Source organism: Providencia sp. PROV267 (assembly GCF_028477825.1).
Lineage (GTDB): Bacteria > Pseudomonadota > Gammaproteobacteria > Enterobacterales > Enterobacteriaceae > Providencia > Providencia stuartii.
In genome coordinates, this window is the sequence record NZ_JAMPLX010000007.1 from 230116 (window position 1) to 244268 (window position 14153).

General features: G+C 39.7%; 14 protein-coding genes. 5 read left to right on the plus strand and 9 right to left on the minus strand.

Going from position 1 to position 14153, the window contains the following annotated elements; genetic code table 11:
- Window positions 1-83: 83 nt before the first annotated feature.
- The 3 genes from rlmC to PR709_RS05725 form a co-directional block, all read right to left on the minus strand.
- Entirely contained in the window at window positions 84-1211 is a 1128-nt protein-coding gene (rlmC, locus tag PR709_RS05715) for a 23S rRNA (uracil(747)-C(5))-methyltransferase RlmC (RefSeq protein ID WP_036943589.1), read from the minus strand.
- 11 nt (window positions 1212-1222) lie between these two features.
- Entirely contained in the window at window positions 1223-1720 is a 498-nt protein-coding gene (locus tag PR709_RS05720) for a YbjN domain-containing protein (RefSeq protein ID WP_004918042.1), read from the minus strand.
- A 129-nt stretch (window positions 1721-1849) separates the two neighbouring features.
- Window positions 1850-2182, minus strand: a complete 333-nt coding sequence (locus PR709_RS05725) for a DUF1418 family protein (RefSeq protein WP_004918040.1) — start codon at window positions 2180-2182, stop codon at window positions 1850-1852.
- 310 nt (window positions 2183-2492) lie between these two features.
- On the opposite strand from PR709_RS05725, the gene PR709_RS05730 reads away from it, so the two are divergent.
- Window positions 2493-2756, plus strand: coding sequence for a GrxA family glutaredoxin (locus PR709_RS05730; RefSeq protein WP_004918038.1), 264 nt, complete (start codon window positions 2493-2495; stop codon window positions 2754-2756).
- Window positions 2757-2989: 233 nt separating this feature from the next.
- On the opposite strand, the gene PR709_RS05735 is transcribed toward PR709_RS05730, so the two are convergent.
- Window positions 2990-3409, minus strand: a complete 420-nt coding sequence (locus PR709_RS05735; RefSeq protein WP_004918036.1) for a secondary thiamine-phosphate synthase enzyme YjbQ — start codon at window positions 3407-3409, stop codon at window positions 2990-2992.
- Window positions 3410-3591: 182 nt separating this feature from the next.
- On the opposite strand from PR709_RS05735, the gene ybjG reads away from it, so the two are divergent.
- From ybjG to PR709_RS05750, 3 genes are all read left to right on the plus strand, one after another.
- Window positions 3592-4200 (plus strand): undecaprenyl-diphosphate phosphatase, encoded by a 609-nt coding sequence (gene ybjG, locus PR709_RS05740; protein ID WP_004918034.1) that lies wholly within the window; start codon window positions 3592-3594, stop codon window positions 4198-4200.
- Window positions 4201-5058: 858 nt separating this feature from the next.
- The gene (locus tag PR709_RS05745; protein ID WP_014657823.1) at window positions 5059-6375 is read left to right on the plus strand and encodes a serine/threonine transporter; all 1317 of its coding nucleotides are present in this window, start codon (window positions 5059-5061) and stop codon (window positions 6373-6375) included.
- A gap of 123 nt (window positions 6376-6498) precedes the next feature.
- On the plus strand, window positions 6499-7869 hold the full coding sequence (locus PR709_RS05750; RefSeq protein WP_036943586.1) for an L-serine ammonia-lyase: 1371 nt from the start codon (window positions 6499-6501) through the stop codon (window positions 7867-7869).
- 249 nt (window positions 7870-8118) lie between these two features.
- On the opposite strand, the gene PR709_RS05755 is transcribed toward PR709_RS05750, so the two are convergent.
- The 4 genes from PR709_RS05755 to PR709_RS05770 form a co-directional block, all read right to left on the minus strand.
- Window positions 8119-8406 carry a hypothetical protein gene (locus tag PR709_RS05755; RefSeq protein WP_004918029.1) on the minus strand — a complete coding sequence of 96 codons (288 nt, stop codon included), beginning with the start codon at window positions 8404-8406 and terminating at the stop codon, window positions 8119-8121.
- A gap of 55 nt (window positions 8407-8461) precedes the next feature.
- Window positions 8462-8845, minus strand: coding sequence for a hypothetical protein (locus PR709_RS05760; RefSeq protein ID WP_076914367.1), 384 nt, complete (start codon window positions 8843-8845; stop codon window positions 8462-8464).
- Window positions 8846-9029: 184 nt separating this feature from the next.
- On the minus strand, window positions 9030-10451 hold the full coding sequence (locus tag PR709_RS05765; RefSeq protein ID WP_272570815.1) for a hypothetical protein: 1422 nt from the start codon (window positions 10449-10451) through the stop codon (window positions 9030-9032).
- Window positions 10452-11145: 694 nt separating this feature from the next.
- Window positions 11146-12351: a serine hydrolase gene (locus tag PR709_RS05770; RefSeq protein WP_004918021.1), complete on the minus strand. Its 1206-nt coding sequence runs from the start codon at window positions 12349-12351 to the stop codon at window positions 11146-11148.
- A 159-nt stretch (window positions 12352-12510) separates the two neighbouring features.
- Here PR709_RS05770 and PR709_RS05775 point away from each other — a divergent pair, with 159 nt between their 5' ends.
- Complete coding sequence (locus PR709_RS05775; RefSeq protein WP_014657819.1) at window positions 12511-13134, plus strand: glutathione S-transferase family protein; 624 nt, start codon at window positions 12511-12513, stop codon at window positions 13132-13134.
- Here PR709_RS05775 and PR709_RS05780 read toward each other — a convergent pair.
- Complete coding sequence (locus tag PR709_RS05780) at window positions 13127-13954, minus strand: SDR family oxidoreductase (protein ID WP_053110308.1); 828 nt, start codon at window positions 13952-13954, stop codon at window positions 13127-13129. The genes PR709_RS05775 and PR709_RS05780 overlap by 8 nt on opposite strands.
- Window positions 13955-14153 lie beyond the last annotated feature (199 nt).

The window sequence follows — 14153 nt, forward strand, 5'->3', positions numbered from 1 at the left end:
CAGCTTATCTTTTAATAAGCTGCTTTAATTATCACACTATTCGATTAATAAAAATGTTCTAAATAATTCGCTAGGTAAGTTGTTTAGTTTTTGACTAATAATGCAATCACTTCGTAGTGCGCAGTATGTGGGAACATATCAAACAACTGCACCTTACTCACAGCATAGCCTTCCAATTGCTCAATATCTTTTGCCATGGTCTGAGCATTACAGCTTGAATATAAAATATAGTTAGGCCGCATAGTCGAAAGATATTCACATAACTCTTTACCTATGCCTCTCCTAGGTGGATTGACTAATACCAATTGAGGAATATTTCCTTTAGCCGTTGCAAACTTCGTTGAATCTAATGCTTGAAACTCAACATGTTGTAGTCCAAGCTCTTGCGCTGATTGCTTGGCACAAGCGATCGCAGGAGCACTAATTTCAATTCCCGTTAACTGAGTTTGCTTTTCCGCACAATGTAAGCCAAATCCGCCAACACCGCAGAAAAGATCCCATAAGCTAGTGATATTAAGCTTTTTAACCCACTCACGCGCTGTTTGATATAACCGAGCAGCCACAACAGGGTTCGTTTGAAAAAAACTGTGCGGCCGTATAAACAGTGGCACTTGATTTAGCTGTTCCCGTAAAACCTGCTGCTCAGTGAGATAAATTTCTTGTTCGCCTTCTAATATCGCCATATGGACAGGCTGCAAATTAACCGTGATCACCGCCAATTGGGGTAATTGCTGCTGCAACCACGGTAACGCATTTTTTAGCTGCTCAACTTTTTTTTCTGAACGCAAGACAAATCGCAACAGAAACTCACCCGTATGCTGGCTTTGCGTTAATAATAAGTATTTTAATTCGCCACGTTTACGTTCAATGTTATAAGGCGTTAAACCTGCTCGCGCAATAAAAGGTTTAATGACATCAAAAACGGCTGAAAATGGCTCAGGATAAAGCGGACAATCCGTTAAACTAATTGCCTGCCCTTGTGAATTCACAATGCCCAATATTGGTTTTTCGACACTTCCACTCACCACCATTTTGGCTTTATTACGAAACCCTGATAAAGGGCTGGCAACTGGCGATTGAAATACGTCGGCAGCCACCATTGGTAATAAAGAAACTAGGTTTTCCTGTTTTAGTTTGAGTTGTTGATCAGCTGGTAGTTCAAGCCATTGACAGGAACGACATTCGCCTGCCTCATATTTCTCACAATGCATAATATAAAAATTTAATGGAGCGTTACGGAAGGGTTATCATCAATATCAAGGTCAACAGTTTCTTCATCAAACTCATCTTGGTTCGAATACAACAAATTATTGCTATAAATTTCAAAAATGATCGATGATATTTGATCTTCTGCTTGCTGTAAGAAATGGCAAAATTGGCGATAAGTCATCCCAGCTTCAAGCGAGAAGGATTGGCTGACGATTAACTTAGGTAAGTTTTCATTATTAATTTCAAGAAAGACTTTGGCTGTCAGTGAGCTAGCGTTGATTTGGCTGATATTGGCCACTAAAGTCACGATCGCCGTTGGCTTAAGCTCCGCCAGAGCGGAAAGGACAAGAACATTATTAATAATGTCGAGTTTGGCATCAAAAATGCCCTCTATATTTTGCATATGCGGCAAATGTAGAGCAGCACAAGAATCACACTCGAAATAAGAGGTTTTGAGTTGATCAAGCCATTCACGAAGCTGTGATATGTCAGGGTAACAAATAGAATCCATGGGTAATAACCTTCTTCAACTCAAATAAAAACTAATAGAATAACACTTACCTAACCAAACCGAATTTTTTTGGCTAGAAAAGCGGATAATTTTCACACATTGGTGGTGAAAACACCAGTAAAACCATGCTCACTCCCCCTTTTTCTCCTCTTTATCATCATCGTCATCTTGCTTTTTCTTTCTTCCCGGCCTTGATGAGTTTTGATTATCAATACCAAGAAAGCTTAATCCATGTATCGCTCGCCAAACAATATTGATAGTGGCTGGTATCAAGCAACCAATCCCAACCATAACAATCGCGACTAAAACATTTTTCTGCATCAATGGCTCAGGTAAGGTCAGATAGCCATTCATCGCAAGTAAGACAACAATAAGCAGTAAAATCCCTACTGCTTCTAAGATGAGAATCGGCTTAGGAAGATCGGATAGCGAACGCATTTCTCGCTGTGGTTTCTTATTCATCAAGTCCCCTTCTAGAACAATAACTATATACCCCCTACCGAATAAACAGCACTACAACGGGGTATTGTTTAGCGATGCAGTATACCCCATATACTAGCGGATTCTGCATCAGAGCTATACTAGCAAAAGGTAAAATCACCATTTATTTCTAGCTTATTGTCTGGCAAATCATTCACCTTATTATTCCCCTCAATAAGTGCACGGTGACAAAGACAAATCAACAAAGCTGCATCTTGAAGTATGACGAGTATGGAGGCATAGTATTGGGCATTGTGGATAAAAAAACTGTGTTAGTCTTATAGGAGATACTATGTACACTGTGATTTTTGGTCGCCCTGGCTGCCCATACTGTGTTCGTGCTAAAGAGTTAGCTGAAAAACTGAAAAATGACCGCGATGACTTTGACTACCGCTACGTCGATATTCAAGCAGAAGGCCTCACCAAAGAAGATCTATCTAAAACAGTCGGTAAAGAAGTGCTGACTGTGCCACAAATTTTTATCGATGAGAAACACATCGGCGGCTGCACTGATTTCGAAGCTTACGCAAAAGAGCACCTCGATCTCTATAAATAAGCAACAATCTCCATGGGCGGCTCAGTCTCTAATCCGAGTCGCTTCCTTTCTCAATTTGTGCTATTTCCTTCCTATTGCTAAAAAATAAAGCAAATTTTTTTTCTCTATGCGAACTTTCTTATTTAGGGGGGGTCTTAATTTATGCCACTGCTTTTCTTTGATGTCCCCATATTGAGGAGCCCGATAGCCAACTTACGTTTTATCGCTATCGGGTTTTTTATTGCTTAACCGTTCTATTCCCCTTGCAATGTCAGAACTATTTTGCGTTCCCCACCATAATTTCGATGTTCACATAGGTAAATTCCTTGCCATGTCCCCATGTTCAGACGTCCTCGACTCACAGGAATAACCAAACTCGCGCCTAAAATACTCGCTTTAAGATGGGCAGGCATATCATCACTTCCTTCATAGTTATGCTGATAATAAGGCTCATCTTCAGGAACAGCATGGTTAAAGAAGCTTTCAAAATCCTGTCTTACCGTATAGTCTGCATTTTCATTGATTGTCAGTGAAGCCGATGTATGTTGAATAAAGATATTCAGCAGCCCAACTTGGATCTGTTTCAACTCAGGAAGCTGTTGTAACAACTCATCGGTCACTAGATGAAACCCTCTGCTTTTTGCTGTTAATCTTATCTCTTTTTGAAACCACATAAGCTATTCCTTTATCGCACCTTAAATTTGTCTTATCGCTATTGAGTAAATCATCAACAAAACGTCAACTTATCGCTCTATTTAAGTAATATTAAGATAAAGGCACTTTACCTGCCATGTAAGAGACTTTACTCTCTCGCTTTATCGTCTTATTTATCACCCATTTTCTGAGGTATACACCCGTGCTGGAACAACTTAATCAAGATCTCTTTAATCTCATTAATGCGGCCCCAGCGTCTGCAAGTGGTACTATCGCACTTGCAACCGTTATCGCTAAACGCTTAATTCTCCTTTTCCCTCTGTTTACTGCGGCATGCTGGTTATGGGGTGCCAAACAGGATATGACCCGCCAAAGAGCATTCGTCTGCAAAACAGCATACGCCTTAGTGATCGGTCTGTTTATTTCATGGTTGATTGGCTTAGTTGCACCTCATGAACGCCCTTTTGTTATGGGAATAGGCACCAATTTCCTTGAGCACGAGCCAACCGCTTCTTTCCCTAGCAATCACGGTACTATCGTCTTTACCTTTGTTTTCGCATTTTTGTTCTGGCTAAGAACATGGGTTGGTTTATTGATGCTCGTTCCCGCTATTGCAATTGCATGGTCACGTATCTATTTAGGCGTCCACTGGCCTTTAGATATGATAGGGGCATTTATCTTGGGTCTTATCGCGTGTGGTTTAGCCCAAATTCTTTGGGGACTTATCGGCCATAAAATCCAAGCCCCGCTCACACATCTTTACCAAATCATATTTTCAGTTCTTATTCGCAAAGGCTGGGTACAACCCTAATTTTTTCATTAATCAGTACTGGCGTTATTTACGCCAGTACTTAAACAATTTAAATTTTGCGTTGAATCAATATTTAGTTTTATTTTTCCATTCTAAAAATGAATAAAAAAGCCTTTTCACCATCAGAATAAACAACATTTAATTAACAAATATTTTGTTACGCTTTTTAATTATTTTTTCCTTCGAAAAATAAGTATTCAACTGCTCTTTAAACCATCTTATTATTCATTAATGTCTTTAGAATAAAAAAACTAAAAAAATAATAATTAATCACTAAGTAAACAACTATAACAAAACAAAATAAACACATTGAAAACAACAAGTTAAATAACTCAAAACCAGTGTATAATTGGTTTTGATTCAATATTAATTTCTGGATTTAATTCATTTTCCTACTACTTCAATAAATCCATTCTATTCATTAATATAATAATATTCCTCCACACAAATATAAATTGACACATAACTACTCCCCATTGGTTATTCTCCGATATTAAAAGCCTCCCTCCCCTTATTAATCTTAAGGTAAATTTCTTAACAATTTTATAAAAATCGAAAAATAATCACGTTAAAGACATTTTTCTCTTTTGAGAGTATGATCACGGTGATTTATACTAAAAATAGGTACATTTGCACCATCAAAAGTGGTTTATCAAATCTACCCACAAAACTAACAAAACTGATTGAAAATAAATTTACTATCAGTTTTATATTTATTTCCAATCAGATTGTTAGGTAGAAACAAAACTGCACATTATATTTGGCGATAATTTGTTCGTACCAAAAGATTAAAACATCAGTGATGGCTTATGCCTTCACCGAGATGCCTATTTTTTGACTTTTATTTCGGAGACTATTATGGATACAACTCGAGTTGGTTCCATCGATAAAACAGCCTCGCAAATTGGAAATGCCCTTGCTTGGCGTAAAACAGATACTGTATGGATGCTTGGTTTATATGGTACAGCTATCGGTGCTGGAGTCTTGTTCCTACCTATTAATGCAGGAATGAGCGGCCTACTTCCCGTCCTGTTGATGTTAGTACTCGCTTTTCCAATGACCTTCTTCGCTCACCGTGGTTTAACACGCTTTGTTCTTTCAGGTTCAAAGCCTGAAGGTGATATCACTGAAGTGGTTGAAGAACATTTTGGACGTACTGCGGGTAACTGGATCACCCTGCTCTATTTCTTTGCAATTTATCCAATCCTCTTGGTATATGGTGTTTCTATCACCAATAATGTGCACAAATTTCTGACAGAACTCATGGGCTTTACCGCACCACCACGTTGGTTGCTAGCGTTGGTTTTGGTGGGTGGCATCATGGCCATTGTAGCATTCGGTGAAAAATATATTGTTAAAGTGATGAGTATGCTGGTGTTCCCATTTATCGCCGTGCTACTCGCTTTCTCTTTATATATGATCCCCCATTGGAATGGTGCGGTACTTGATACCTTAACCATAGAGGGCATCACAGAAGCGGCAAAACACAGTGGTGGTCAGAGTATCTGGGTAACTATCTGGTTAACCATTCCTGTTATGGTGTTCGCATTCAACCATTCACCTATCATTTCAGCGTTCTCTGTAGCGAAGCGTGAAGAATATGGTGCACAGGCTGAACAAAAATGCTCACGTATCCTCGCATCTGCACACATCTTAATGGTATTCACTGTTATGTTCTTTGTGTTTAGCTGCGTGTTCACCCTGTCTTCGGCAGATTTGGCTCAAGCAAAAAAACTGAACATTAGTATCCTTGACTACTTATCTGGTTACTTTGATCAACCTTTCATCAAATTTGCTGCCGCAATTATCGCTTTCGTTGCTATAATTAAATCATTCCTCGGACACTATTTAGGTGCACGAGAAGGCTTTAATGGCCTCGTTGAGCGCGCTTATCGTGCGAAAGGCAAAACAATTGACGTTCGTAAATTGAATCGTGGTACAGCTATCTTCATGTTAGTCACCACTTGGTTAGTGGCAACATTAAACCCTGGCGTACTGGATATCATCGAAAGTCTAGGTGGCCCAATCATTGCTATCTTACTGTTCTTAATGCCTATGTATGCTATCAGTAAAGTTCCAGCAATGCGTAAGTACTCAGGTAAGTTAAGCAATGCATTTATCGTTATCATGGGTTTGATTGCTATCTCAGCCGCAACTTATAAGTTGTTCTTCTAAGTCAGCCTTTATCGGGAGGCGGGATCCACTCCGGCGGATATGCCTCCCCTTCTCAAATAAGATGCCGGAAGATACGGCATCACATGCCTAAGAAATTAAGACTTTATATAGGAAGCGCTGAATATGATTAGCGTATTTGATATCTTCAAGATTGGTATTGGTCCATCTAGCTCCCACACCGTCGGCCCGATGAAAGCGGGTAAACAATTTGTTGAGGATTTAATCCAACAAAACCTTCTGACAGCCACCTCACGAATTGCGGTTGATGTCTATGGTTCTTTATCATTGACAGGGAAAGGACACGCAACTGATATCGCGATTATTATGGGTCTCGCTGGTAACTTACCTGATACTGTTGATATTGATGCCATACCTAACTTTATCCGTCACGTTGAGCAAAGTGGTAAATTGCTGTTGGCTCAAGGGCAGCATGAGGTTGACTTCCCCATTGAAGGCGGGATGAATTTCCATTCAACCAATTTACCTTTACATGAAAATGGCATGACCATTAGTGCATTTAATGCCGATAATAACGTGATCTACAAAAAGACCTACTACTCTATCGGTGGGGGTTTTATTGTCGATGAGGAGCATTTTGGTCAATCGACTGAACAATCAGTACAAGTTCCCTATCCCTATAAATATGCAGCAGATTTACAAAAGCATTGTAAAGAGACAGGCCTATCCCTTTCTGCACTCGTGATGCAAAATGAGTTAGCCATACACAGTAAAGAAGAAATCCATCAATATTTAGCGGCTGTCTGGGATGTCATGAAGGCGGGTATTGAGCGTGGCGTCACCACCGAAGGGTTATTACCGGGGCCACTACGAGTACCTCGTCGTGCCGCAGCATTACGCCGTCAACTTGTGACTAGCGATAATACCAATATTGACCCAATGGCAGTAATTGACTGGATCAATATGTTCGCCTTAGCCGTCAACGAAGAGAATGCTGCGGGAGGCCGTGTTGTCACCGCGCCAACTAATGGCGCATGTGGCATTATCCCTGCCGTTTTAGCTTACTATGACAAATTTATTCGTCCTGTAAATGAGAACTCCTATACTCGCTATTTCTTAGTATCAGGTGTTATCGGCTCATTATACAAAATGAATGCCTCTATCTCTGGTGCAGAAGTTGGTTGCCAAGGTGAGGTCGGTGTCGCTTGTTCAATGGCAGCAGCAGGCCTTGCCGAGTTGATGGGAGGAAGTCCAGAACAAGTTTGTGTAGCAGCAGAAATCGCGATGGAGCATAACCTTGGCTTGACTTGTGACCCTGTTGGCGGGCAAGTTCAAGTGCCTTGTATCGAACGTAATGCAATAGCCGCAGTAAAAGCGGTCAACGCGGCGCGCATGGCATTACGCCGTGTGAGTGACCCGCGAGTTTGCTTAGATAAGGTTATCGAAACCATGTATGAAACGGGTAAAGATATTAATGCCAAATATCGTGAAACGTCACAAGGTGGTCTAGCAATTAAATTGGCGCATTGTGAATAATTACCCTGTTTTTAATCGACAGTAATGTCACTTTATATGCCTGCTTTTAATATGAGAAATCTTATCATAAAGCAGGCATAGTATGGATGAACAAAAACGTAACTATTTCCCCTTTAAATCCCCAATCGTTTTGACTGAACATACCCGTTCAACTTTGTCGTGTTGTGAGAGAAAAAAGTATAATTGTATCCTCATTACAATATTGAGGATATTCTTTAAAAAAAGAATAAAAATGCATAGTTCTAGGTATCATACATTATTTTCCCTTTTCACAAGAATTTCACCATATTCTTCCGCTTTTATCAAACAGCTAATACATATTTTCTCAGGAATAAAAGGAATATCAGGTAATGAACTTTGTGGGATTGAAGTCCCTAATATTTTCACAACATCAGGTAATTGTCCTTCCCCCCCACCACTTGAAGGTGCCCCAGTACCAAAATTAATCATTTTACTAGATGTAATTCCGCCAGCATCAATCTTAACAAAGTTCCCTGCTGCCTGTAAGGTTAATTCGCCCCCTGCATCAATAACCACTTTTACTCCCGCTTTTAGTTCCTTTCTTTTTTGTTTTTCTTATCCCGAGTTCAGGTTATTTACTTTTACATCCTGTTAGAACTTGACCGCTTCCGTCAGGAAGTCTGAATGAAAGTATCCCTAACCTTTTCATATAACCAATATGAACATCATCTTTATCATAGAACAGTTCATCGCCCTCTTTCCCTTTTTTCTCTTCAAGCCTTGGAGTTACATAATCTCCAAGATTCATTCCCTTTACTGTAACTACTCTATTGTCAATCACAATGACGGCTTCTGACAAATTACTAGGGAATTCATATTCATTACCCGTTAGATCCGCAGCACGGTTTATATCCTGATCTATAATACAGACGTATTCTCCATCATACGTTACATCTTTCTCTCCGCAACCAGCCAATGAGACAGCAAAAATTCCTAACACCAACCCCTTTTTCATACATCACCATATTTTAGTTAAGTATGTAAATACTAGGATAGATGCAGGTTTCAGGCAATCATAACCACCCGCATAGCGGGTGGTTTTATGTTTAAGATGCTAACGCGACTTAAACTGGCTAAAGTCATAAAAAAACAGGAGTCAGCTATATACTGACTCCTGTGTTTCGTTAATTTTATTATGATTACGCGATATCTGGGTTAACCAGCGTCAATACCGATTGTGCTCTTTGCTTCACCTCATTTACAATGCCGTTTGCAGCACCTTCGATTCTACTCCCCATTGAACTGATTGACTCTCTCAATGTACTTACAACCGTGTCCGCCTTACCATCTACATTGATATTTATCTCATTCTTCATCACCATAGATTGGCTATTGCTGTCGCCTGCTTTAATAGTACCTGAGTTTATACCTAGGTTTTCAGCATTACCGCCCGTCACAGCAGGAGCCATTTGCTCTTTGATATCCCCCAATGGATCGGCAGTATTTGAAATTGTCACTGTGGTAGTTTTGCTGCTCGTCGTCACTATAGAATCCGATAACTCTTCTTTACCTTCATTAGCCAGTGAAGCAATTTGCTCTAAAAGAACTTCCAGTTTTTTACCAAACTCCTGCTGTTTTTGGCTGTATTCTGTTTCCATTTTGGTGATTTTAATATTCAAACGAGAAATGGTTTCTTCTCTTTTTGAAATTAAGGATTGGTTATTTTCTAATTTGTCTTGTGTATCATTAAGTTCTTTTTTCAATGATGCAATCGCTTTATTGAGCTCTTCTTTATTAGCACAATCGTCATTTAATTGCTGCTCTAACTCAGCAATTTTAGATTCCTTATTATGGATATCCGACTGTAATGCTTCAATACGGTCATTTGCTTTAATTATTTTTTTATTGATATCAACAAGTCTCTCTTCAAGTTTATTTTTATCTTCGATAGCTTGTTTTATTTTTATTGCCATCGATTTTATCTCTTGATCTTTATCAGACAATTGAGATACCAAATTATCAATTTTCTCAAGGTCACTACTTATAACTTCATTTAATTTTTTAATTTCCTCATTTTTTTCTTTTAGTAATGTCTCATATCTATCTTTTTCCGATTGAGATAGCGCGCTACTATCAGCTTGCATATCACTGAAACTTTCTTTTATTTTGGCAAAATCGTCTTTCATCGCTTTAAGCTGCTTTTGATTTCCATCATAAGTTTCTACACAGCGCTGTAGTTCCCTGACGGCATCCCCCCCTTTTAAATAAGAGTATTTTGTATTAACCGAACCAAATTCGTTATTCGCTAAACCGCCTTTTAACGTATTTTTGTTTATACCATAATTACTGCTATGACCCCCACCGATATCACCATTGTTTTTACCATGATTAATGGCGGCTCCAGCTTCAATAATATCTTCATTATGGTTATTATTAATTGAGCTACCACCTTTAATTCTACCATTACCTAACCCACCATCGTGAGCTAAGCCACCTTCAATAATGCCTTTATTACGGCCATGATTAGTAGCATCTCCGCCTATTGTCGTGTTCTCACCCAATCCTTGTGTTGTTTGTTTTCTTTCTAGCTGTGCTTTTCTTTCTTCAATTGTCATAGCCATAAATATCATTCTCCGTATTAAATACACTAATTAAATCCATTTATAAATAAAATACTTCATATCGGTTTGGCAATTCCATTGAATAAATTACATTCATAAAAATAATTAAACACCAAACGATTAATATAATTATTGAATTAAAAATAAAATATTGCAATTGAAGTTTATCTGTAAAAAATAATTAGAAATTAAGACTAACTCTATTTAAATATTCAAAATTACGATAAGTTAATAATCTTTCATTTGTAAAATAGCGTTTTTCAATCCAAGATTATACCTAAGTGCCTTAAGGCCCTCACATCCTCGTATTATATCGTTCACCCGCCATGCAATTCAGAAGCGCAACCCCTTCCTGAACGATGATTCTGTACGTAGAATGATTTATTTAGTGATTGAGTCGGCCTCTAAAAAATGGAACATGCTGATCCAATACGGGAAACAAGCATTTAGTCATTTTATTATTGCGTTCGGTAACGGTCCAAACGGCCACATTTAATGAAAGGCGAATACATAGAATGAGTTACAGGGGAGTTGCTGGTGCTGTACTTACAACACCAGCACACCATTCAAAAATAATATGGTGACCGTTGCACACATCTAACAAAAAAGCCTCAGCAATCCAATCGTTAATTGTTCACCATCGGCTAATTGAGCTTTGCAACAGCGCTACCTCAAGCGTGCTTTTAATCAGAATTTAACCAAAAATAGCATTCCACCAGCCACTGACCGTTTTTACGATATAGTCCCAAATACGCCCAAAGAAGCCCGCTTCTTCAACTGATTCTTTGACCACGAGTGGACGCTGCTCAACAATTTGATCGTTTAAGATAAAATTGACTGTTCCAACCGCTTGATTTTTAGCCAGTGGTGCTTCAATTGATGGATTCGTCAGCGTATAACTCACTTTCAAATTCTGTAACTGGCCTTTTGGTATCGTGATAGCAGTGTCTTTTTCAACGCCAAGTGCTACCTCTGATTTATCACCAAACCAAACGCGCTGTGTTTGCAATGTTTGATCGGCTTTGATTGGAGTCACCGTTTCAAAGAAACGGAACCCCCATGTCAGTAATTTTTCACTTTCCGAAAAACGTACTCGGTCACTCGGAGCACCAAGCACCACAGAAATCAGACGCATTGGGCCATCCGTCGCGGAAGCAACTAAATTATGCCCTGCGCCACTGGTGTGACCCGTTTTCACACCATCAACATTGAGATTTTGGCTCCATAACAGACGGTTACGGTTAGGTTGACGGATTTTGTTAAAAGTAAACTCTTTTTCTTTATGTAAAGCGTACTCATCAGGCACATCACGGATCATCGCTTGGGCTAAAATTGCCATATCACGAGCAGTGCTGTATTGCCCTTCAGAATCTAGGCCATGCACTGTTTTAAAATGGGTATTTTTTAACCCTAACTGCTTCACATATTCATTCATCAAGCTGACGAACGAGTCTTGGCTACCAGCGACATAATCCGCGAGCGCGATACTGGCATCATTCCCTGACTGAATAACGACCCCTTTATTTAGATCCAATACCGAGACACGATCTTTAGGCTTTAAAAACATCAGTGATGAGCCTTTTAGGACGGGATTGCCCGTTGCCCACGCATCTACACCTACCGTGACCATATCCTGTGGCGTGATTTTACCCGCTTTAATTGCTTGACCGACCACATAGCTGGTCATCATTTTCGTCAAGCTAGCAGGATCTAAACGCTCATCTGGATTACCTGACGCCAAAATTTTACCGCTGTCGTAGTCCATCAATACAAAAGCTTTTGCATCAACCTGTGGAGCAACCGGTGTTCCTGCCGCGTAAGCAAAATGACTTACCGCAACTAAAAGGCCTAATCCAGTTCCTAGGTATCGCGCCTTTAAGGTGAAAAATTTTTTGTTCATCGGTTACTCCTTTACAAATACTAAAACGGTTAATTCATTATTAATGTAGGGCTTTTTACACAATTAAGCTACACACAACAAATAAAGATTGTTCCCATAATACGATTTCATCTATCTTAATTAGGGTAAACAACGAAACATCAAATCATGGGGAAAACTATGTTAACTGTATGGGGTCGTAAAAACTCATCAAACGTCAAAAAAGTACTTTGGTGCCTTGAAGAATTGAACGTTGCTTATCATCAAAAAGATGTTGGCGGCCCTTTTGGGGGGCTTGATACACCTGAATATAAAAAAATGAATCCAAACAGCACCATTCCAACTTTACAGGATGATGACTTTACCCTGTGGGAATCAAATACCATTTTACGATACCTTACGGAAAAGTTTGATCATTCTCACTTATTGGTCCCACAAAACCTTCAAGAAAAGGCTGCTGCCGACAAATGGTTAGATTGGGGATGTGGAAGTTTGTTCGATAATATCAAACAGATGATGAATAAAATTGTCCGCGTTTCCCCTGACGAACGAGATCCAGAAACAGTACGTACCATTTATCACAATATTGAAAAGTTGCTCAAAATTGCCGATGAAGCCCTAGCGACTCAGCCCTATTTTAGCGGTCAACAATTTGGGATCGCTGATATCGCTATTGCTCCACTGTTTTACCCATGGCACGAAATCGTCACAGAACGCCCTGAATTCCCTCACTTAGAACGTTGGTACTCTCAGTTAACAACCCGTCCTGCTTTCCAAAAAATTGTGATGATCCCGCTTAAATAGTCATCGGCATCTGCATTGGGTTTGGGTATTGATACTCAAACCCAAGTTCTTGACAGATACGCTCACCTTTAACGATTTTCCCTGCATTTACTGCCGGTTCAGTGCAAAATTCAGGAGCCTCCAAATTTAATGATTGAGACGCTTGGCGGTAGAAATCCGCGCGTTGAGGATGTTGAGGAGCGCATAAATTATAGATATGTCCTCCTTTGGGCTGCCTGAGTAATAATAGGATGGCAGCAATCACATCATCCTGATGAACAAGATTAACAGGCTGTGTTGCTCCTTTTAGGGATTTTTTGCCCGCAAGGAAACGCCCTGCGTGACGATTTTCTCCTACCAACCCCGCTAGCCGTAAAATATCCACTGAAATGTTCGGCAGTGCATGAAGCCAGTTTTCAACCTCAATCAAGGCTTGCCCTGACGCGGTTTCTGCATGTCGCTGGCTATTTTCATCAATTTCACCAATCGCATTACCGTAAACAGAAGTCGATGAGGTAAAAATCACACGAGGAATTTGAAAGGTTATTGCCGTATCAACAAGCTGTTCGATGGCGTTGACATAAGCTGGTACATTCACTTTTGAAGGCGGTAGTAAAATAATTAACGCCTGAGCCTCTTCCATTAATTGCTGTAAGTCATCACCATCACACACTAATTCGGGAGTGAGCTGCAAATGATAACAATCAATTCCTACAGCACGAGCGGCAGCGATACCATCCGTGGTCGTTTTTGTGCCAGAGACTTCAATCCCCTCAGCCAACAACGCTCTCGCAAGGGGTAACCCTAACCACCCTAATCCAACAATTGCGACCTTTTTCATCATTCCCCCCTACATACCGACAATAACTTAATTCTGCTTAGCTTATCGAAAAACCTTTTAACTTCCGAATATATTATTCAGGCGATTATTCACTATAAAACGGCACTATCCAATTATTATCGATTATTTTTAAAAAAAGAGTTGCATTCTAGTGATGAAATCGGATAGGTTGATGAGTAGTGAATGTTTAAGCAACTAA

What these genes read in the sequence shown, in the direction of transcription:
- PR709_RS05730 (WP_004918038.1), top strand. Translation starts at nt 2,493, where the DNA reads ATGTACACTGTGATTTTTGGTCGCCCTGGCTGCCCATACTGTGTTCGT.
- PR709_RS05780 (WP_053110308.1), bottom strand. Translation starts at nt 13,954, where the DNA reads ATGAAAAAGGTCGCAATTGTTGGATTAGGGTGGTTAGGGTTACCCCTT.
- PR709_RS05720 (WP_004918042.1), bottom strand. Translation starts at nt 1,720, where the DNA reads ATGGATTCTATTTGTTACCCTGACATATCACAGCTTCGTGAATGGCTT.
- PR709_RS05760 (WP_076914367.1), bottom strand. Translation starts at nt 8,845, where the DNA reads ATGAAAAAGGGGTTGGTGTTAGGAATTTTTGCTGTCTCATTGGCTGGT.
- PR709_RS05770 (WP_004918021.1), bottom strand. Translation starts at nt 12,351, where the DNA reads ATGAACAAAAAATTTTTCACCTTAAAGGCGCGATACCTAGGAACTGGA.
- PR709_RS05725 (WP_004918040.1), bottom strand. Translation starts at nt 2,182, where the DNA reads ATGAATAAGAAACCACAGCGAGAAATGCGTTCGCTATCCGATCTTCCT.
- PR709_RS05775 (WP_014657819.1), top strand. Translation starts at nt 12,511, where the DNA reads ATGTTAACTGTATGGGGTCGTAAAAACTCATCAAACGTCAAAAAAGTA.
- PR709_RS05745 (WP_014657823.1), top strand. Translation starts at nt 5,059, where the DNA reads ATGGATACAACTCGAGTTGGTTCCATCGATAAAACAGCCTCGCAAATT.
- PR709_RS05750 (WP_036943586.1), top strand. Translation starts at nt 6,499, where the DNA reads ATGATTAGCGTATTTGATATCTTCAAGATTGGTATTGGTCCATCTAGC.
- PR709_RS05765 (WP_272570815.1), bottom strand. Translation starts at nt 10,451, where the DNA reads ATGGCTATGACAATTGAAGAAAGAAAAGCACAGCTAGAAAGAAAACAA.
- rlmC (WP_036943589.1), bottom strand. Translation starts at nt 1,211, where the DNA reads ATGCATTGTGAGAAATATGAGGCAGGCGAATGTCGTTCCTGTCAATGG.
- PR709_RS05735 (WP_004918036.1), bottom strand. Translation starts at nt 3,409, where the DNA reads ATGTGGTTTCAAAAAGAGATAAGATTAACAGCAAAAAGCAGAGGGTTT.